The sequence below is a fragment of the Streptomyces cinerochromogenes genome, from assembly GCF_014648635.1.
Lineage (GTDB): Bacteria > Actinomycetota > Actinomycetes > Streptomycetales > Streptomycetaceae > Streptomyces > Streptomyces cinerochromogenes.
This window is the reverse complement of sequence record NZ_BMRM01000023.1, coordinates 14,440-34,367: the sequence shown is the minus strand read 5'-3', so window position 1 is coordinate 34,367 and position 19,928 is coordinate 14,440. Positions and strand designations below refer to the sequence as shown.

Genomic DNA, 19,928 nt, shown 5'->3' with positions numbered 1-19,928 from the left:
GTCACCGTCGCCGATCCACCAGCCGGTCAGAGCCGTGCCCGCCCAAGCGCCGCCCCCGCTTCACAGCCGTGCCCGCTTCAGCGCCATGTGCAGCAGCAGCCGGTCCTCGCCGTCGTCCAGGTCCAGGCCGGTCAGCTGTTCCACCCGGGACAGGCGGTAGTAGAGCGTCTGGCGGTGGATGCCCAGCTCGGACGCCGTGCGCCCGGCCTGGCCCGCGCAGTCGAGATAGACCTCGGCCGTGCGGGCCAGCTCCCGGTGCGCGGGGGAGAGGAGCGGGCCGACCACGCGGTCGTGCGCGGCCTCCGGCGGCAGCGCGGTCAGCAGCCGGTACGCCCCGATCCGCGCCCACTCGGCGACCGGCCCGAACCGCGGCTCGGCCAGCGCGGCCCGCGCCGCGGCCGCCGCCTCCTGCCAGACCGTGCCCAGCTCGGCGAGGCCGGTGCGCGGCTCGCCGACGCCGGCGGCGCACCCGGCGGCCGCGGGCCCCGCGCTGAAACCCGCGGCGACCGCCGCCGCCACCCGCGCCCCGGCCCCCCGTGCCGCGCCGCCCGCCGCCCCGGCTTCCTTGAGCAGCCGCGTGGCCGCCGCCACCGCGGGGGCGCTCGTCTCCGTGGTCCGCAGCCGGACCAGCAGCGCGAGACTCTGCCCGGCCGCCCCCCACGGCAGCGTGCACAGCGCCGTGGCGTGCGGGATCGTACGCGCGGCCGGGGCGTCGTCCGGGTCGGCCGACGGCCAGGGCGCGACACAGACCAGGGTGTGCGGGCCGTCCGCGCGGGACCCCAGGGCGGTGCGCAGGTCGGCCACCGCCATGTCCCGCTGCCAGCCGCTCTCCGCGGTGAGCACCGCCCGCAGCTCACGGCTCAGCCCCGCCCCGGCCTCCGCCTCGTCGGCGAGCAGCGCGCCGATCCGCCCGGCGACCCGCATGGCGGCGGCCAGCTGGGCGTCGGTCGGCCCGGGGTCGCCGTCCAGCAGCCAGACGTAGCCGAGGACCACGCCCCGGTGCCGGACGGGCAGGCAGATCCGGCCGCGGTAGACACCGGCCTCGGTGCTCGGCGGGATGCGGACCGGGCCGGTGGCGCGGGTGATGCCGAAGCCCTCGAACCAGGCCCGGACCGTGGCCGTGGAGCGCCGGGTCAGGATCGAGCGGGTGCGCACCGGGTCCAGCGCGGACGGGTCCAGCTCGCCCTCGCTGTCGTAGGCCCCGAAGGCGATCAGCTCGAAGTCGCGGTTCTCCAGGGTCGCGGGCGCTCCCAGCAGCTCGGAGATCTCGTCCACCAGCTCCTGGTAGTCCGCCTTGAATTCAGCCGCCACCCGGGCATTCTCCCCCATTTTCCGGCCACCTTCATACATCTGTCTGAGATCCCGGGCACGGATGCGTGACAGCTGTCGATGGCCGACGATCGGAGAAATCCTTAGGTTTCACGGTGGTTCCCCGCGCCGTACCCGAAACGTCGGGTGATGGCCGTATTTGGTGCTTGTCTGTGGAGGTGCCCCGTGCTGGGTCCCGTGATTCTCGCCGCGTCGCGCAGCGACCGGATGCGACGCCTGATCTCGGCGGCCCCGGTGACCAAGCAGGTCGTCGACCGCTTCATCCCCGGCGAGGCCGTGACCGACATCGTCCCGATCGTCAAGGACCTGACGGCCAAGGGCCTGGAGCTGACGATGGACGTCGTCGGCGAGGACATCACCACCCCCGAGCAGGCCACCGCCGCCCGGGACGCCTACCTGGAGCTGATCGACCACCTCAAGCAGCTTCAGCTGGGCGAGCGGGTCGAGATGTCGATCAAGTTGTCGATGTTCGGCCAGGCCCTGCCCGGCGGTCACGAGCTGGCCCTCGCCAACGTCCGCCCGGTGGTCGAGGCCGCCGCCGCCATCGGTACGACGGTGACCCTCGACGCCGAGGACCACACCACCCTGGACTCGATGTTCGCCATCCACGAGGAGCTGCGGAAGGACTTCCCGCAGACCGGCTGCGTCATCCAGGCCTACCTCTTCCGCACCGAGGCCGACGCCCGCCGCCTCGCCGCGTCCGGCAGCCGCGTCCGCCTGGTCAAGGGCGCCTACAAGGAGCCCGCCGAGGTCGCCTACCAGCAGAAGCACGAGATCGACAAGGCGTACGTCCGGATCCTGCGCATCCTGATGGAGGGCGAGGGCTACCCGATGATCGGGTCGCACGACCCGCGCCTGATCGCCATCGCCCAGGAGCTGGCCCACCAGGCCGGCCGTAAGCTCGACGAGTACGAGTTCCAGATGCTGTACGGCATCCGCAGCGAGGAGCACCTGCGGCTCGCCGCCGAGGGCCACCGCATGCGCGTCTACACCGCCTACGGCACCGACTGGTACGGCTACTTCATGCGCCGCCTGGCGGAGAAGCCGGCCAACCTCCGGTTCTTCCTCCGTTCCATGGTCAGCAAGGGCTGAGCCCGAACACCCGCTCACGTACAAGGAGTTACGGATCTCATGGACGCTGTGACCCAGGTCCCCACCCCCGTCAACGAGCCGGTGCACGGCTACGCCCCCGGCTCGCCCGAGCGCGCCCGGCTGGAGGTCAAGCTCAGGGAGCTGGCCGAGAACCCGATCGACCTGCCGATGACCATCGGCGGGGAGAAGCGGCTGGGCGGCGGCGAGCCGTTCGAGGTCGTGCAGCCCCACAACCACAAGGCCGTCCTCGGCACCGGCCGCCACGCCACCCAGCAGGACGCCAAGGACGCCATCGACGCGGCCCTGGCCGCCGCGCCGGCCTGGCGCGCGATGTCCTTCGACGACCGCGCCGCGATCATCCTGCGCGCCGCCGAGCTGCTGGCCGGCCCCTGGCGCGAGACCCTCGCCGCCTCCACCATGCTGGGCCAGTCCAAGACCGCGCAGCAGGCCGAGATCGACACGCCCTGTGAGCTGGTCGACTTCTGGCGCTTCAACGTCCACTACGCCCGCCAGATCCTCGCCGAGCAGCCCCCGGCGAACTCCCCGGGCGTGTGGAACCGCCTGGACCACCGCCCGCTGGAGGGCTTCGTCTACGCGATCACGCCGTTCAACTTCACGGCGATCGCCGGCAACCTGCCCACCGCCCCCGCCCTCATGGGCAACGTGGTGGTCTGGAAGCCGTCCCCGACGCAGACCCACGCGGCCGTGCTCCTCATGCAGCTGCTGGAGGAGGCGGGCCTGCCCAAGGGCGTCATCAACCTCGTCACCGGTGACGGCATCGAGGTCTCCAAGGTCGCCCTGCACCACCGCGACCTGGCCGGCATCCACTTCACCGGCTCGACCAAGACCTTCCAGTACCTGTGGAAGACGGTCGGCACCAACATCGAGAAGTACCGCTCCTACCCGCGCCTGGTCGGCGAGACCGGCGGCAAGGACTTCCTCGTCGCGCACCCGTCGGCCGACCGCGCGGTCCTGAAGACGGCCCTCACCCGGGGTGCCTTCGAGTACCAGGGCCAGAAGTGCAGCGCCACCTCCCGCGCCTACATCCCGGCCTCCATCTGGAACTCCGGTTTCAAGGAGGAGTTCGCGGCCGAGGTCGACTACCTCACCATGGGTGACGTCACCGACCTGTCGAACTTCATCGGCGCCGTCATCGACGACCGCGCGTTCGCCAAGAACAAGGCCGCGATCGACCGCGCCAAGGCGGATCCGTCCTGCACGATCGTCGCGGGCGGCAGCTACGACGACTCGGTGGGCTACTTCGTCCGCCCGACCGTCATCGAGTGCACCGACCCGGAGAACGAGGTCTTCACGACCGAGTACTTCGGCCCGATCCTCGCGGTGCACGTCTACGAGGACGACACGTACGACGAGATGCTGGCCCAGATGGAGTCGGTCTCGGACTACGCCCTCACCGGCTCGGTCATCGCGAACGACCGCGCGGCGGCGGCCTACACGATGGAGAAGCTCCGCTACGCGGCCGGCAACTTCTACATCAACGACAAGTCGACCGGCGCCGTCGTCGGCCAGCAGCCCTTCGGCGGCGGCCGCGCCTCCGGCACCAACGACAAGGCCGGTGCCCCCCAGAACCTCCAGCGCTGGACCCTGACCCGCGCCATCAAGGAGACCCTGGTCCCGCCGACCGACTACACGTACCCGCACATGGGCTGACCCTCACCCCCCGAACACGGGCCGGGAAGCCTGCCGCCGAGCAGACTTCCCGGCCCGTTCCCATGCCAGAGCCCGCGGGCCGGGGAGTCCTGACCGGTCAGGACGGTCTCCGTGGTCGGACACGATACTGGGGGCATGACTCCTCGCCTCCGTCTCGCCCACACCGCCGACCTCGGCCCCGCCGAACTCCGCCGCGTCCGCGCCCTGTTGGACGACGCCTTCGACGGCGACTTCTCCGACGCGGACTGGGACCACGGGCTCGGCGGGATGCACGTGCTGGTGCAGGACGCGCGGGGGCTCGCCGCCCACGGGGCGCTCGTGATGCGCCGGGTCCGGCACGCGGGGCGCTGGCTGCGCACCGGGTACGTGGAGGCCGTCGCCGTGCGGGCCGACGTACGGCGGACGGGGCTCGGCGGGCGGGTGATGGCCGAGCTGGAGCGGGTGATCGACCGGGCCTACGACCTCGGCGCGCTCTCCGCGAGCGACGAGGGTGCCCTGCTGTACGCCGCCCGCGGCTGGCAGCGGTGGCCCGGCCAGGTGCACGCCCTCTCGCCGGACGGGGTCGTGCGGCTGCCGGAGGAGGAGGGCGGCGTGTACCTGCGGGGCGCGCTGGACCCGGCGGGGGAACTGGTCCTCGACTGGCGGGACGGGGACGTCACCTGAGCCGCGCAGGCGGTCCTCGCCTGCGGCGCTCACCCGGTCGGCGTACCCCCCGAACGCGCGAACGCCCAGCTCAGCGCCGTGTGACCCAGTCCACCGTCTCAGATAGTAGGAAGTCCGAGTAATGGTGCAGACAGACGCGGGCCGCTCCCTTAATTTGAAAGGAGCCGAACGTCTCGCTCGATCCAGCGAATGGCGGTCGTGAGCCGGGCCCCGTGCAGGCAACCCCTGCGGCCGAGCGCTCCCCGCCCCTTCCGGCGTCTCGTCACCCCTCACTGCCGTGCTCCACGTAAGCCCAAGGAGTCGATTGCCATGGCCGAGACGACCGTCCGCCCCCGAGTCCGTCACGCGTCCCGCACGAGCGAGTCCGACCGCAAGAACGCCGCCGCCGCCCTCCAGCGCGCCCTGGACCGCCGGGACAACGGCGGCGCGACCGGCCACTGAGCCGGACCACCGGCCGGGAGCCGCATCCCGTCGGGTGCGGCGCGGCCCTCACCCGCCGCGCCGCACCTCGAAGTGGTCGATCCGCCGCCCGTCCTGCGCCAGCGCCGACACCGTGAGCCGCGGTGAGGCGCCCGCCCGGACCTCCACCGACAGCAGCGAGAAGCCGGTGTAGCGCACCCGCGACCACTCCGCCGTCTCCGGCGCGCGGCCCTCGCCCTTCGTCCAGGCGAAGGTCCGCACGGCCTCGTGCCGGGTGGCATGGCCCTCGTAGCTGTCCTGCACGCCCGTGGGGAAGCCGTACAGGTCACGGCCGCCGCCGCCCGCCGTGACGTACACCGTGCCGTCCCGGTCGGGGTCGGTGGAGCCGCCGACCGGCACGGCACGGCCGACCCGTCCGCCCCTGATCGCGTCCGTGCGCTCGTACACGTGGTTGTGCCCGTTGATCACCAGGTCCACCCGGTGTTCCGCGAAGAGCGGCAGCCACTCCCGGCGCACGCCGCCGTCCGAGGCGTGCCGGGAGGTGGAGTAGGCGCAGTGGTGGAAGAAGACCACCACGAAGTCGACGCCCTCGCTCGCGCGCAGCCGGCGCAGCGTGCGGTCCAGCCAGGCCGTCTGCCGGCCGCCGCTGTGGCCGAGGTTGGCGGGGATCTCGTACGACACGTCGTTGGCGTCCAGCGCGACGAACCCGGCGTTGCCGTAGCGGAAGGTGTAGGCGCCCGGCGTGCCGTGCGGGTCGAAACCGGTCTCCGGCAGGGCGAACCGGGCCAGCTGGCCGCCGTAGCCGTCCGCCGAGTACCAGGCCTCCATGTCGTGGTTGCCGGTCGTCACCATCCACGGCACGGTCCGCGCGACCGGCTCGTTCTGCTTCAGGAACAGGTCCCAGGACGCGGGGTCGTAGCCGTCCGTCGTGTGGCCCGTCCCGCTCACGTCCGCGTAGCAGATGTCGCCCGCGTGCAGGTGGAAGGCGGGCTCCTGGCGCAGCAGCAGACGGTCGTTGGCGTCCGCCGCCCGGCTCACGCCCTGGTCGCCGAAGGCCGTGAACACGAACCGCTCCGGGCTCGCGGGCGCCGTGCGGAAGGAGGCGACGGCGGCGCGGTGGGCGGCGGCGGTGGGGTCCCAGCCGTCGTGGCCGACGCCGTAGTAGTACGTCGTGCCGGGCGCGAGGCCGTCCACGGACGCGTGCACGTAGTACTGCTCCAGCGCCGGCCGCACCCCCGCCACCCCGGGCGTGTGCAGCGGGCGGACCTCGGCCGGGATCCGGCGCCCGAGGTCGTCGGGGCGCGGTCCGACCCGCACGTACGGCCGCCGCACCGCCGAGGGCACCTGCCAGGAGATCCGCATCCGGCTGCGCGGATCGGCGCCGAAGGCGAGATGGCGGCCGAACGGGCGCACCGCCCAGCCCGGCACCCGGGAGGCCACCGGCCCCGGCCTCCCGGCGGACGCGGTGCCGCACCCGGTCACCAGACCGCCCGCCACCGCGCCCGCCGTCACCAGGGTGCGGCGCGGGAGCACACGGGTGCGCAGGTACTCGTACTGCTCGGCCATCCTCAGCCGGCCGGCGAGCGGGCGGGGAATGCCGACGTCGGGGGTGTCCATGTCCGAGAACCTTCCACCGGACGCCGACTTCCCCACCGCGCGGGGGTGAACAGCGGCCGACGGGATGACACCCGCAACCCTCCCGAGTGTCCGCATGGCGGACAGGGCGTGTCAGCCGATGGGACGAGGAGTAGGGTGCCCGCATGTCTCGCAGCATCAATCTCGCAGTGATCCCCGGTGACGGCATCGGCCAGGAGGTCGTGGCCGAGGGTCTCAAGGTCCTCTCCGCCGTCCTGCCGCAGGATGTGAAGCTGGAGACCAAGGAGTACGACTTCGGTGCCCGGCGCTACCACGCGACCGGAGAGACCCTCACCGACGCCGACCTGGAGCAGCTCAAGCAGCACGACGCCATCCTGCTCGGCGCGATCGGCGACCCGTCGGTGCCGTCCGGCGTCCTGGAGCGCGGCTTCCTGCTCAAGCTCCGCTTCGCCTTCGACCACCACGTCAACCTGCGCCCGTCGAAACTCCTCCCCGGCGTCGCCACCCCGCTCGCCGGTCAGCCGGAGATCGACTTCGTCGTGGTCCGCGAGGGCACCGAGGGTCCGTACACCGGCAACGGCGGCACCATCCGCAAGGGCACTCCGCACGAGGTCGCCACCGAGGTGTCCGTCAACACCGCCTTCGGTGTCGAGCGCGTGGTCCGCGACGCCTTCGAGCGCGCCCAGGCCCGCCCGCGCAAGAAGCTCACGCTGGTCCACAAGAACAACGTGCTGAGCTTCGCCGGGCACCTGTGGACGAACGTCTTCAACCAGGTGGCCCAGGAGTACCCCGAGGTCACCACCGACTACATCCACGTCGACGCGGCCACCATCTACCTGGTCACCGACCCGGCCCGCTTCGACGTCATCGTCACCGACAACCTCTTCGGCGACATCATCACCGACCTCGCCGCGGCCGTCTCCGGCGGCATCGGCGTGGCCGCGAGCGGGAACATCAACCCCTCCCGCGAGTTCCCCTCGATGTTCGAGCCGGTCCACGGTTCCGCGCCCGACATCGCCGGCCAGGGCAAGGCCGACCCGACCGCCACGGTCCTGTCCGTCGCCCTGCTCCTGCGCCACCTCGGCTACGACGACGAGGCCGACCGCATCGACGCGGCGGTCGCCGCCGACCTCACCGAGCGCGCCGGGAAGCCGGCCCGCTCCACCTCCGGGATCGGCGACGCGCTCGCTGTACGCGTAGCCGGCTGACCCGCCGCGCTACCGCTAGCCGCCGGGTCGCTACCGCACCCGGCGGCTTTTCCTGTGCCTCGCCGGGTGCCACCATCAACCCCTGGGCCGCTTCACCCCGATTCCGTCCGCTACCGCCCCCGCGCGATAATCGAACGCGGAGCCGCGATATGAGGGAATGCTCGGACGTCCTAGCACTGACGACCAGCAGTACAGGCGTGAGCGCGGCCCGTCACTACAACCGGTGAAGGACAACACATGACGACGCCCACGATCGAGCTCAAGCCCTCCGCCAGCCCGCTCGCCGCCGCAGAGCGCGAGGCGATCCTGGCGAACCCCGGGTTCGGCCGCCACTTCACCGACCACATGGTGACGATCAAGTGGACGGAGGGCCGGGGCTGGCACGACGGCCAGCTCGTTCCGTACGCGCCGATCCCCCTCGACCCGGCCACCAACGTCCTGCACTATGCCCAGGAGATCTTCGAGGGCCTGAAGGCCTACCGCCAGCCCGACGGCTCGGTGGCCATGTTCCGCCCGGACCAGAACGCCAAGCGTTTCCAGCGCTCCGCCCGCCGCCTCGCCATGCCCGAGCTGCCGGTCGAGACGTTCATCGAGGCCTGCGACGCCCTGGTCCGCCAGGACGTCGACTGGGTGCCCGCGCACGGCGGCGAGGAGTCGCTGTACCTGCGCCCGTTCATGATCGGCACCGAGGTCGGCCTCGGCGTCAAGCCCGCCAACGAGTACCTGTTCATCGTCATCGCCTCCCCGGCCGGCGCCTACTTCCCGGGCGGCGTCAAGCCGGTCTCCATCTGGGTCTCCGAGGACCGTGTCCGCGCCGTCCCCGGCGGCATGGGCGACGCCAAGACCGGCGGCAACTACGCCGCGTCCCTGCTCGCCCAGGCCGAGGCCGCCGCCAAGGGCTGCGACCAGGTCTGCTACCTCGACGCGGTCGAGCACACGTGGGTCGAGGAGCTGGGCGGGATGAACCTGTACTTCGTGTACGGCAACAAGATCATCACGCCCGCCCTGACCGGCTCCATCCTGGAGGGCGTCACCCGTGACTCCCTGCTGGCCGTCGCCCGTGACCTCGGGTACGAGGCCGAGGAGGGCCGCGTCTCCGTCGACCAGTGGCAGCGCGACTCCGAGAACGGCACCCTCACCGAGGTCTTCGCCTGCGGCACCGCGGCCGTGATCACCCCGGTCGGCACCGTCAAGCGGGCCGGCGGTCAGTGGCAGCAGTCCGGCGGGGAGCCCGGCGAGGTCACCGTGCGCCTGCGCCAGGCCCTCCTGGACCTCCAGCGGGGCACGGCCGGGGACGCGCACGGCTGGATGCACCGCGTCGGCTGACAGCTCAGCGGGAACTGCGGGACAGGCCGTCGGTCGTCTGAGGGTCCGCCGTGGCCTGTCGCGCGGTTCCCCGCGCCCCTTGGGGGCGTTCCTCGGCGAGCGTCAGCAGCAGGTACACCGCGCCGCCGACCAGCCCCGACAGCAGGAAACTGCAGTCCACCCCGCCCGTCCAGGCCAGCAGCGGGCCCTCGTACGACGGCAGGGACACCGCCAGCAGGCCGACCAGCGCGCCCAGCGCCCAGGACGCGGTCGCCCGCGGGTTCCAGCCCGCCCGGTACCAGTAGATCCCGCCCCGCGAGCGGCGGTTGAAGACCTGGAGGGCGTCGGCGTCGTACACACCGCGGCAGCGGACGAAGCCGATGAGGGTGATGACCGCCCAGGGGGTGCCGATGGCGGTGAGCAGGAGGACGAAGGACGTCATCGCGGACTGCGCGTCCCAGGCGTAGTGGCCGGCGAAGACGCAGGCCGTGGCCACGATCGCCACGGTGCAGGTGGCGCGGGCGCGGGAGGCGCGGGGCAGGATCGCGTCCAGGTCCAGGCCCATGGAGTACAGCATCAGCCCCGCGTTGCCGACCGAGCCGGCCGACGCCGACAGCAGCAGCGGGACCAGGTACCAGGTGGGGAGGCGGCGACCAGCGGGCCCGCGTAGTCGGTGGCCGCGCGGGCCGCGTACGCCGTGAAGGTGCCGAAGAGCTGGGGGACCAGCAGGCCGAGAACCAGGCCGAGCCAGGTGGCGTGCAGGACGCGGCGCGAGGTGTGGCGGGCCGGTGAGATGTAGCGGGTGTAGTCGCCGAGCAGCGTGATGAAGGCGATGGGGCCGGACAGGCCCGCCGCCACCGCCGCGAGGAACCAGGTCGGCCAGAAGGAGCCCAGCAGGTAGCCGCCCGCGTCCGGCAGCGCGGCGGTGGTGAAGTGCGGGGCGTAGGCGAGGACGCCGAGCAGCAGCAGGGCCGTCATGCCGACGGCCAGCACCCGGGACATGGCGAGCAGGACCCGGTAGCCGTAGACCGCGCCCGCGACGGTCGCCGCGGCGAGCACCGCGTAGACGAGGGCGTACGACACCCCGTCCGCCGGCACCCCGAAGAGCCGGCCGAGGACCATCAGCATGACGTCCCCGCCGATCCACACCGTCAGCGCGGTGTAGCCGAGCGCCAGCAGCAGTCCGACCACCGAGCCGACGAGCCGGCCGCGCACCCCGAACTGGGCGCCGGAGGAGGTGGACAGGTTGGTCGCGGTGCGCAGGGAGACCAGCGCCAGCGGGGCCGTGAACAGCGTGCCGATCACCGTGCCCGCCACGATCGCGCTCACCGACGCCCACCAGCCGAGGCCGAAGGACGGCGGCAGCCAGCCGAAGATGATCACCCCGAGGCAGAGGTTGGAGCCGAGCAGGATCGACACGAGGTCGCGTGGCCCGCTGGTCCGTTCCCCGTCCGGGATGGTGTCGACACCGCGCTGTTCAATCGGCATGGCTGGTCTCCTTCGACGGCCGCCTCACTGGTTTAGAGCGACGTTCAATGTGACGTGAGGCCTGGCCCTCGGTCAATGCTTCTGTTTCATGAATTCTGTGTTTAGAGTGGTGCTCTAACCTGGTGGAGGCAAGGAGGTGCCGGGTCGTGAGACTGACCCCCACGGAGCGTGACCGGCTGCTGCTCTTCGGAGCCGCCGAGCTGGCCCGGGCCCGCCGGGCGCGCGGTCTGAAGCTGAACGTGCCGGAGGCCACCGCGCTGATCGCGGACACCGTCTGCGAGGCGGCCCGGGACGGCCGGCGGCTCGCCGAGGCCGTCGAGGCGGCCCGCTCGGTGCTCGGCCCCGAGGACGTCCTGCCGGGCGTCTCCGACGTCGTCACCGAGGTGATGGTCGAGGCCGTCTTCGACGACGGCTCCCGGCTCGCGGTCGTCTCCGACCCCATCGGCGGCGGCTCGGGCCCGGAGGGACCCGGCGCGCTGCTGCCGGGCCCCGAGCACCCCGAGCCCGGGCCCGCCCTGCACCTCACCGTCACCAACACCGCGACCGTCCCGGTCTCCGTCACCTCCCACTTCCACTTCTTCGAGGCCAACCCGCGGCTCGACTTCGACCGCGAGCGGGCCTACGGCATGCGCCTCGCCGTGCCCGCAGGGTCCTCGGTGCGCTTCGGGCCGGGGGAGAGCGCCGAGGTCGGACTGGTCCCGATCGGCGGCGACCGGATCGCGATCGGCTTCGCCGGTCTGGTCGACGGGCCGCTGGACGCGCCCGGCGCCAGGGAGGAAGCGCTGCGCAGGGCCGCCGCCTGCGGATACCTGGGAGTTCCCCGTGAGGAGGGCAACCGATGAGCCGACCCGGAGGGCACCCCGCAGAAGCCCGCCGTCTCACCCCCTACGAGTACGCCGCCACCCACGGCCCCCGCGCCGGCGACCGCATCCGCCTCGGCGACAGCGGGCTGACCGTCCGGGTGGAGTCCGACGCCCAGAAGTACGGCGACGAGTTCCTCGCCGGCTTCGGCAAGACCGCCCGCGACGGACTGCACCTCAAGGCCGCCGCCGTCCGCGACACCTGTGACGTCGTGATCAGCAACGTCGTCGTCATCGACCCGGTCCAGGGCATCCGCAAGGTGTCCATCGGCATCCGCGAGGGCCGGATCCACGCCGTCGGGCGGGCCGGCAACCCGGACACCCTCGACGGTGTGGACGTCGTCGTCGGCACCGGCACCTCGATCGTCTCCGGCGAGGGGCTGATCGCCACCGCCGGTGCCGTCGACACCCACGTCCACCTGCTCTCCCCGCGCATCATGGAGGCCTCCCTCGCCTCCGGAGTGACCACGGTCATCGGGCAGGAGTTCGGCCCGGTGTGGGGCGTCGGCGTCAACTCGCCCTGGGCGCTGCGGCACGCCTTCAACGCCTTCGACGCCTGGCCGGTCAACATCGGCTTCCTCGGCCGGGGTTCGTCCTCCCACGCGGCGCCGCTGATCGAGGCCCTGGCCGAGGGCGGGGCCAGCGGGTTCAAGGTGCACGAGGACATGGGCGCCCACACCCGCGCGCTGGACACCGCGCTCCGGGTCGCCGAGGAGCACGACGTCCAGGTGGCCCTGCACAGCGACGGCCTGAACGAGTGCCTGTCGGTCGAGGACACCCTGCGCGTCCTGGAGGGCCGCACGATCCACGCCTTCCACATCGAGGGCTGCGGCGGCGGACACGTACCGAACGTGCTGAAGATGGCCGGCGTCCCGAACGTCATCGGCTCCTCCACCAACCCCACCCTGCCCTTCGGCCGGGACGCGGTCGCCGAGCACTACGGCATGATCGTCTCCGTCCACGACCTCAAGCCCGACCTGCCCGGCGACGCGGCCATGGCCCGCGACCGGATCCGGGCCGGCACGATGGGCGCCGAGGACGTGCTGCACGACCTGGGCGCGATCGGCATCACCTCCTCCGACGCCCAGGGCATGGGCCGGGCCGGTGAGACGGTCCGCCGTACCTTCGCCATGGCCGGGAAGATGAAGGCCGAGCTGGGCCCCCTGGACGGCGACGGCGACGGCGACGACAACGCCCGCGTCCTGCGCTACATGGCCAAGCTGACCATCAACCCGGCCATCGCGCACGGCCTCGCCCACGAGGTCGGCTCGATCGAGGTCGGCAAGCTCGCCGACATCGTGCTGTGGCGCCCGGAGTACTTCGGTGCCAAGCCGCAGCTCGTCCTCAAGGCCGGCTTCCCGGCGTACGGCGTGGTCGGCGACCCGAACGCGGCGACCGACACCTGCGAACCCCTCGTCCTGGGCCCGCAGTTCGGGGCGTACGGCGCGACGGCCGCCGACATCTCGGTGGCGTTCGTCGCCCAGGCCGCCGTCGACCAGGGAGGCGACACGATGCCCACCCGGCGGCGCCGGGTCGCCGTGCGCGGCACCCGCGGCATCGGCCCCGCCGACCTGCGGCTGAACTCCCGCACCGGAGCGGTCGACGTCGACCAGCGCACCGGCCTGGTCACCCTCGACGGCGACCCGCTGCGCTCCGAGCCCGCCGACTCCGTCTCCCTCAACCGCCTGTACTTCCTGTAAGGATCACCATGTCTGCTGCCGCCGACGGCTTCCGCATGCCCGCCGAGTGGACCCCGCACGAGCGCACCTGGATGGCCTGGCCCGGCCCCAACCCCACCTTCGACGACCCGGACGACCTGGCCGCCGCCCGGACCGCCTGGGCGTCCGTCGCCCGCGCGGTCCGCCGCTTCGAGCCGGTGACCGTCGTGTGCGGGCCCGGCCAGGGGGCCGAGGCGCGGGCCCTCCTCGGCCCCGGCATCGACACCGTCGAGCGGGAGCTGGACGACGCCTGGATGCGGGACATCGGCCCCACCTTCCTCACCGACGGCAAGGGCCGGCTGGCCGCCGTCGACTGGACGTTCAACGGCTGGGGCGCCCAGGACTGGGCCCGCTGGGAGCACGACTCCAAGATCGGCGTGTACGTCTCCGACCTCGCGGGCGCGACGACGTACGCCTCGCAGCTGGTCAACGAGGGCGGCGCGATCCACGTCGACGGCGAGGGCACCGTGCTGCTCACCGAGACCGTGCAGCTCGGCCCCGAGCGCAACCCGCACTGGACGAAGGCGGAGGTCGAGGCGGAGATCCACGCCCAGCTCGGCACCCGGAAGGCGATCTGGCTGCCGCGCGGCCTGACCGGGGACTACCCGCCCTACGGCTTCGGCACCCTCGGCCACGTCGACATCGTCGCCGCCTTCGCCCGCCCCGGCGTCGTCGTCGCCCACCACCAGCCGGACCCGGCGCACCCCGACCACGAGGTCACCAAGGAGGTCATCGGCCTGCTGAGGTCGGCGACGGACGCCCGGGGCCGCCGCCTGGAGGTCGTGGAGGTACCCGCGCCCACCGTCCTGGAGGCCGACGGCCACTGGGCCGACTACTCCTACATCAACCACTACCTCTGCAACGGCGGCCTGGTCCTGTGCGGCTTCGACGACCCGCGCGACGAGATCGCCGCCGGCATCTTCCGCCGGCTGTTCCCGGAGCGGACCGTGACCCTGGTGGACGCGCGTACGATCTTCGCGGGCGGAGGCGGTATCCACTGCATCACCCAACAGCAGCCGAAGGTCTGACACGTACAGGAGCAGCAGATGGCCGGTGCGGGCCGGGCGCGCAGGAACGCGCCGCCGCGCGAGGAGGTCCTCGCCACCGCCATGGACATGATCGCCGAGCGCGGTCTGGAGAAGCTCACCATGGCGGGGCTCGGCCGCGAGGTCGGCATGAGCAGCGGCCATCTCCTGTACTACTTCCACTCCAAGGACGAACTGCTGCTCCAGGCCCTGGAATGGAGCGAGGGCCGGCTGGGCGCGGAGCGGGGCCGCCTCCTCGCGGCCCCGGGAACCGCCCGCGAGCGGCTGTCCCACTACGTCGACCTGTACGTCCCCGACGGGCACCGCGACCCGCACTGGACCCTCTGGCTGGAGGTCTGGAACCGCTCGCAGAACGCCGACGACGACGCCCGCGCCCGGCAGGCCGCGATCGAGGGCGCCTGGCACCGCGACCTGGTCGCGCTGATCGCCGAGGGCACCTCCCGCGGGGAGTTCCGCCGGGTGGACGCGGACCGCTTCGCGGCGAGGCTGCGGGCGCTGCTCGACGGGTTCTCCATCCACGTGGCGATCGGGTTGCGCGGGACCGACCGGGAACAAGTCCTCCGGCATGTGCGGGAGTTCATCGAGGACGCGCTCGTGACGTCGTAGCCGAAGGAATCGTCGGCTCCGCCACCGGGCAGGTAACGGCCCATGGGACCACAACACTGGAAGAAGATCTGGGTCGGTTCGGCGGGCAACATGGTCGAGTGGTTCGACTGGTTCGTGTACGCGAGCTTCGCCACCTACTTCGCCGGCGCGTTCTTCCCGAGCGGCAACCCCACGGCCCAGCTGATGAACACCGCCGGCATCTTCGCCGTCGGCTTCTTCATGCGTCCCGTGGGCGGCTGGCTGCTCGGCAGAATCGGTGACCGCAAGGGCCGCAAGGCGGCGCTGACGCTGACCGTCACCCTCATGTCGGCCTCGGCGGTCCTCATCGCCGTCGCCCCGACCTACGCGGTGGCCGGCTACGGCGGAGCCCTCGTGCTGCTCGTCGCCCGGCTGCTCCAGGGCCTGTCGGTGGGCGGCGAGTACGCGGCCAGCGCCACCTACCTCACCGAGGCCTCGGACCCGAAGCGGCGCGGTTTCGCCTCCAGCTTCCAGTACGTCTCCATGACGGCCGGGCAGATCGTCGGCCTCGGCCTCCAGATCGTCCTGCAGCGCACCATGTCCGACGACGCCCTGCACAGCTACGGCTGGCGCATCCCGTTCGTGGTCGGCGCGCTCGGCGCGGCCGTCATCTTCTACCTGCGCCGGAACATGCTGGAGACCGAGGTCTACGCGGAGGACACCTCGCACTCCGAGGAGCGCGGCACGCTGCGCGCGCTGTGGCAGCACAAGCGGGAGGCGTTCCTGGTCGTCGCCCTCACCATGGGCGGCACGGTGGCGTACTACACGTACACCACCTACCTCACCAAGTACCTGTCCAACTCGGCGGGCCTGTCCAAGCAGACCGCGACCCTGGTCTCCTTCACCGCGCTGATCGTCTTCGCCTGCCTCCAGCCGCTCGCGGGCGCCCTCTCCGACCGCATCGGCCGCCGCCCGCTGCTGATCACCTTCGCCGTCGGCTCCACCGTCCTCACGGTGCCGATCATGACGCTGCTCAAGCACGCGGACGGCTACTGGCCCGCCCTCGGCCTCGCCCTGCTCGCGCTGGTCGTGGTCACCGGCTACACCTCCATCAACGCCTGTGTGAAGGCCGAGCTGTTCCCGACCGGGGTGCGCGCGCTCGGCGTGGCCCTGCCGTACGCCGTCGCCAACGCCCTCTTCGGCGGCACGGCGGAATACGTCGCGCTGTGGTTCAAGAAGGGCGGCATCGAGTCGGGCTTCTCCTGGTACGTGGCCGCCTGCGCCGCCGTCTCCCTCGTGGTGTACGTCACCATGCGCGAGACGAAGGACCTGGATCTGGCCCGGGTGAAGGCCGCCCAGGACTCCGGGGAGTCCAGCCTGACGCCCGCATCCTGAGACGGTCGGTGAGCCGGGGGCGGTGCTGTGCCAGACTTCCCCCGTGCTCTCGCTCGCCATGATTATCGGCAGCAGGCGCGCCGGTCCGCAGTGACCGCCTCGTACGACCAGGTGCGGGTGGCCACCGTCGTCCTCGACCCGCGCGCAGACCTCTCGCACCCGCGAGGGGTTTTTTCGTTTTCCGGCCCACCCACAGCCGGGAGACGGAGCGCGAGGGAGCATGGGAGGAACGGTGGAGCCGGTTATTCCGGTACAGACCGAAGATCCACAACAGGAGCCTTGACACCATGACCGAGACGGCAACCAACGAGCTGGACGACTCGTTCCACGTCTTCGACACCACGCTGCGCGACGGCGCGCAGCGCGAGGGCATCAACCTCACCGTCGCGGACAAGCTCGCCATCGCCCGGCACCTGGACGACTTCGGCGTCGGCTTCATCGAGGGCGGCTGGCCCGGCGCCAACCCCCGCGACACCGAGTTCTTCGCCCGCGCGCAGGCGGAGATCGAATTCCGGCACGCCCAGCTGGTCGCGTTCGGTGCCACCCGCCGCGCCGGCGCCAAGGCCGCCGACGACCCGCAGGTCAGGGCGCTGCTGGAGTCCGGCGCCCCGGTGATCACCCTGGTCGCCAAGTCGCACGACCGGCACGTGGAGCTGGCGCTGCGCACCACCCTGGACGAGAACCTGGAGATGGTCCGCGACACCGTGTCGTACCTGAAGGACCAGGGCCGTCGGGTCTTCGTGGACTGCGAGCACTTCTTCGACGGCTACCGCGCCAACCCCGACTACGCCAAGGCGGTCGTCCGCACGGCCTCCGAGGCCGGCGCCGACGTCGTCATCCTCTGCGACACCAACGGCGGCATGCTTCCCGCCCAGGTCCACGCGGTCGTCTCCACCGTCCTCGCCGACACCGGCGCCCGGCTCGGCATCCACGCCCAGGACGACACCGGCTGCGCCGTCGCCAACACCCTGGCCGCCGTCGACGCGGGCGCCACCCACGTGCAGTGCACCGCCAACGGCTACGGCGAACGCGTCGGCAACGCCAACCTGTTCCCGGTGGTCGCGGCCCTGGAGCTGAAGTACGGCAAGAAGGTGCTGCCCGACGGCCGGCTGCGCGAGATGACCCGCATCTCCCACGCCATCGCCGAGGTCGTCAACCTCACCCCCTCCACCCACCAGCCGTACGTCGGCGTCTCCGCGTTCGCGCACAAGGCCGGCCTGCACGCCTCCGCCATCAAGGTCGACCCGGACCTGTACCAGCACATCGACCCCGAGCTGGTCGGCAACACCATGCGCATGCTGGTCTCCGACATGGCGGGCCGCGCCTCGGTCGAGCTGAAGGGCAAGGAACTCGGCATCGACCTGGGCGGCGACCGCGAGCTGGTCGGCCGGGTGGTCGAGCGGGTCAAGGAACGCGAACTGAAGGGCTACACGTACGAGGCTGCCGACGCCTCCTTCGAACTGCTGCTGCGCGCCGAGGTCGAGGGCCGGCCGCTGAAGTACTTCGACGTGGAGTCCTGGCGGGCCATCGTGGAGGACCGTCCCGACGGCACCCACGCCAACGAGGCCACGGTCAAGCTGTGGGCCAAGAGCGAGCGGATCGTCGCCACCGCCGAGGGCAACGGCCCGGTCAACGCCCTGGACCGGGCCCTGCGCGTGGCCCTGGAGAAGATCTACCCGCAGCTCGCCAAGCTGGACCTGGTCGACTACAAGGTCCGCATCCTGGAGGGCAAGCACGGCACCTCCTCCACCACCCGGGTGCTGATCTCCACCTCGGACGGCTCCGGCGAGTGGTCCACGGTCGGGGTGGCCGAGAACGTCATCGCCGCCTCCTGGCAGGCCCTGGAGGACGCGTACACGTACGGCCTGCTCCGCGCGGGCGTGGAGCCGGCCGAGTAGCCACAGTGGAGGTATGACCTCACACACCGGTGACGTGCTGTCCGGGGCCCGCGTCGCGACCCGGCTGCCCGCGCGGGACCTGGACCGGGCCCGGCGTTTCTACGCCGAGAAGCTCGGCCTGTACCCGGTGGACGAGCGGCCCGGCGGGCTGCTGTACCGGTGCGCGGGCGTGGACTTCGTCGTGTTCCGCTCGACGGGGGCCTCGCCCGGCACCTTCACCCAGATGGCCTTCGAGGTGGACGACATCGAGGGGGTCGTCACGGAGCTGCGCCGCCGGGGCGTGGTCTTCGAGGAGGTCGACGTGCCCGGTTTCCGCACCCGGGAGGGCATCGCCGACATCGACGGCACCTACCCGAGCAAGGGCGCGAGCGGGGAGCGCGGCGCCTGGTTCCGCGACAGCGAGGGCAACCTGCTGGGCATCGGCCAGCTGATCCTGTGAGGCCGGCCGGTCCTGCGCGGCGGGCCGGTCCTTCGCGGCCGGCGGCGGGCCGGGAGGCTCGGGGGGCCCGCCACGGGAGGCTCAGGGGGCCCGCCAGATGTTGTCGAAGGCGATGTTCTCGATGCGGCGCCGCTCGCGGACGGCCTCCAGCTCGGTGACCGCGTCGCCGACCGCCAGCAGCACGGTGAGCGCCGCCCGGTCGTCGGGCTCGGCGTCGGCCGGCGGGTCGGTCTGGATGCCGAGGGTGGCGGCGAGACCGGTGAGGACCGGGTCCCGGGACTCCCAGCGGTCGGCCGCGTGCCGCCGGGCGGGCGTGTCGGCCGGGGTCCCGGCCGGGGTGCCGCCGCCGACCGGCCACCAGTGCCGGCGCTTCCCGGTGACCTGCCCGTCGGCCTCCAGCACGTCGCGGTAGGCCACGGCCAGCCCCTCGCCGCGCCGCCACAGCCAGTCCTCGACCGTCTCGTACGGCTCCTCGCGGACGAGCCGCGCCCCGGCCTCGTCCAGCATCCGGTCGCCCGTGGTCAGCACCGGACCGGGCACGATGCGCTCGCCGTCCAGCGTGAGCGCCCGCACCCCGAGCAGGTCGATCAGCTCGGCCCCGGCGAGCGCCAGCGCCAGATCGCCCTGCTCGACGGGACGCTCGCCGGAGACGTCCAGGCTTACGAGGAACAGATCCTGCGGTGTGGTCATACCCCCACCTTGGTCCCCGGACGGCCGATCCGCAGCACGCCACACCGTCCCGCGCTCAGCACGAGTCGTCGGCGAGCCGCTCGAACGCGCCGGAGCTCATCGTCCGGCCGTCCGCCCACACCTGCCCGGGCTTCAGCCGGCCGATCTGCTCGCCGGTGAACTCCATGGTCCCGTTGTAGGAGTCGCCGCCGGTGTAGTGCCCGAACCCCAGGACGTAGTGGTGCCCGGGGAGCAGCCGCCGGGCCCCGCGGTGCCGGGCGTGCCAGCGGGCGGGCGGGTCGAAGAGGGGGAAGTCGGCGTCGCCGCGCAGCCCCTCCTTCTTCGCGTCCCACCCGGTGGTGACGGGGCCCTCCTCGCCGGCGTGGGCCCGCCCGTCCAGGTAGGGGCCCTGGTAGCCGTCGTCCCCGCAGGGCCGCACCATCGCCTGCGGCGTCCCGTCCGCCGCGACCCGGACCCCCGCGAGCGGCAGGTCGACGGCGCCGCAGCCGCTCAGCAGCAGCGTCCCGCCGACGATCCCCGCCGCCACGGCCCCCGTACGTCTCATGC

The 19,928-nt window shown here is 72.4% G+C and carries 17 protein-coding genes and 1 pseudogene; 13 read left to right on the top strand and 5 right to left on the bottom strand.

What is annotated here, in order from left to right:
• Positions 1-60: 60 nt before the first annotated feature.
• Complete coding sequence (locus IEZ20_RS33965; RefSeq protein WP_189305888.1) at positions 61-1,329, bottom strand: PucR family transcriptional regulator; 1,269 nt, start codon at positions 1,327-1,329, stop codon at positions 61-63.
• Positions 1,330-1,494: 165 nt separating this feature from the next.
• On the opposite strand from IEZ20_RS33965, the gene IEZ20_RS33960 reads away from it, so the two are divergent.
• From IEZ20_RS33960 to IEZ20_RS40515, 4 genes are all read left to right on the top strand, one after another.
• Complete coding sequence (locus IEZ20_RS33960; protein WP_189305886.1) at positions 1,495-2,421, top strand: proline dehydrogenase family protein; 927 nt, start codon at positions 1,495-1,497, stop codon at positions 2,419-2,421.
• Positions 2,422-2,460: 39 nt separating this feature from the next.
• On the top strand, positions 2,461-4,092 hold the full coding sequence (pruA, locus tag IEZ20_RS33955; RefSeq protein ID WP_189305884.1) for an L-glutamate gamma-semialdehyde dehydrogenase: 1,632 nt from the start codon (positions 2,461-2,463) through the stop codon (positions 4,090-4,092).
• 135 nt (positions 4,093-4,227) lie between these two features.
• Entirely contained in the window at positions 4,228-4,755 is a 528-nt protein-coding gene (locus IEZ20_RS33950) for a GNAT family N-acetyltransferase (protein WP_189305882.1), read from the top strand.
• Between the two features lie 309 nt (positions 4,756-5,064).
• Complete coding sequence (locus IEZ20_RS40515; protein ID WP_268253092.1) at positions 5,065-5,196, top strand: hypothetical protein; 132 nt, start codon at positions 5,065-5,067, stop codon at positions 5,194-5,196.
• A 48-nt stretch (positions 5,197-5,244) separates the two neighbouring features.
• On the opposite strand, the gene IEZ20_RS33945 is transcribed toward IEZ20_RS40515, so the two are convergent.
• The gene (locus IEZ20_RS33945) at positions 5,245-6,792 is read right to left on the bottom strand and encodes a purple acid phosphatase family protein (protein ID WP_189305880.1); all 1,548 of its coding nucleotides are present in this window, start codon (positions 6,790-6,792) and stop codon (positions 5,245-5,247) included.
• Between the two features lie 143 nt (positions 6,793-6,935).
• Here IEZ20_RS33945 and IEZ20_RS33940 point away from each other — a divergent pair, with 143 nt between their 5' ends.
• Positions 6,936-7,979, top strand: a complete 1,044-nt coding sequence (locus tag IEZ20_RS33940) for a 3-isopropylmalate dehydrogenase (RefSeq protein ID WP_189305878.1) — start codon at positions 6,936-6,938, stop codon at positions 7,977-7,979.
• A 237-nt stretch (positions 7,980-8,216) separates the two neighbouring features.
• Positions 8,217-9,305 carry a branched-chain amino acid aminotransferase gene (locus IEZ20_RS33935; RefSeq protein ID WP_189305877.1) on the top strand — a complete coding sequence of 363 codons (1,089 nt, stop codon included), beginning with the start codon at positions 8,217-8,219 and terminating at the stop codon, positions 9,303-9,305.
• Positions 9,306-9,309: 4 nt separating this feature from the next.
• Here the strand turns inward: IEZ20_RS33935 and IEZ20_RS33930 are convergent.
• A pseudogene (locus IEZ20_RS33930) lies at positions 9,310-10,772 on the bottom strand (cytosine permease).
• 146 nt (positions 10,773-10,918) lie between these two features.
• Between IEZ20_RS33930 and ureA the strand changes: the two are divergent.
• From ureA to IEZ20_RS33895, 7 genes are all read left to right on the top strand, one after another.
• Positions 10,919-11,614, top strand: a complete 696-nt coding sequence (gene ureA / locus IEZ20_RS33925; protein ID WP_189305875.1) for an urease subunit gamma — start codon at positions 10,919-10,921, stop codon at positions 11,612-11,614.
• Positions 11,611-13,332 (top strand): urease subunit alpha, encoded by a 1,722-nt coding sequence (locus IEZ20_RS33920; RefSeq protein WP_189305873.1) that lies wholly within the window; start codon positions 11,611-11,613, stop codon positions 13,330-13,332. The genes ureA and IEZ20_RS33920 overlap by 4 nt, the downstream gene beginning before the upstream one ends.
• An 8-nt stretch (positions 13,333-13,340) precedes the next feature.
• On the top strand, positions 13,341-14,378 hold the full coding sequence (locus IEZ20_RS33915; RefSeq protein ID WP_189305871.1) for an agmatine deiminase family protein: 1,038 nt from the start codon (positions 13,341-13,343) through the stop codon (positions 14,376-14,378).
• A gap of 18 nt (positions 14,379-14,396) precedes the next feature.
• Entirely contained in the window at positions 14,397-15,002 is a 606-nt protein-coding gene (locus IEZ20_RS33910; RefSeq protein WP_189305869.1) for a TetR/AcrR family transcriptional regulator, read from the top strand.
• Positions 15,003-15,044: 42 nt separating this feature from the next.
• Positions 15,045-16,355 (top strand): MFS transporter, encoded by a 1,311-nt coding sequence (locus IEZ20_RS33905; RefSeq protein ID WP_189305867.1) that lies wholly within the window; start codon positions 15,045-15,047, stop codon positions 16,353-16,355.
• 287 nt (positions 16,356-16,642) lie between these two features.
• Complete coding sequence (cimA, locus tag IEZ20_RS33900) at positions 16,643-18,253, top strand: citramalate synthase (protein WP_189305865.1); 1,611 nt, start codon at positions 16,643-16,645, stop codon at positions 18,251-18,253.
• Between the two features lie 13 nt (positions 18,254-18,266).
• The gene (locus IEZ20_RS33895; protein WP_189305863.1) at positions 18,267-18,692 is read left to right on the top strand and encodes a VOC family protein; all 426 of its coding nucleotides are present in this window, start codon (positions 18,267-18,269) and stop codon (positions 18,690-18,692) included.
• 81 nt (positions 18,693-18,773) lie between these two features.
• Here IEZ20_RS33895 and IEZ20_RS33890 read toward each other — a convergent pair whose 3' ends face one another.
• On the bottom strand, positions 18,774-19,382 hold the full coding sequence (locus tag IEZ20_RS33890; RefSeq protein WP_189305861.1) for a GPP34 family phosphoprotein: 609 nt from the start codon (positions 19,380-19,382) through the stop codon (positions 18,774-18,776).
• Positions 19,383-19,437: 55 nt separating this feature from the next.
• Positions 19,438-19,926 carry a hypothetical protein gene (locus tag IEZ20_RS33885; RefSeq protein WP_189305859.1) on the bottom strand — a complete coding sequence of 163 codons (489 nt, stop codon included), beginning with the start codon at positions 19,924-19,926 and terminating at the stop codon, positions 19,438-19,440.
• Positions 19,927-19,928 lie beyond the last annotated feature (2 nt).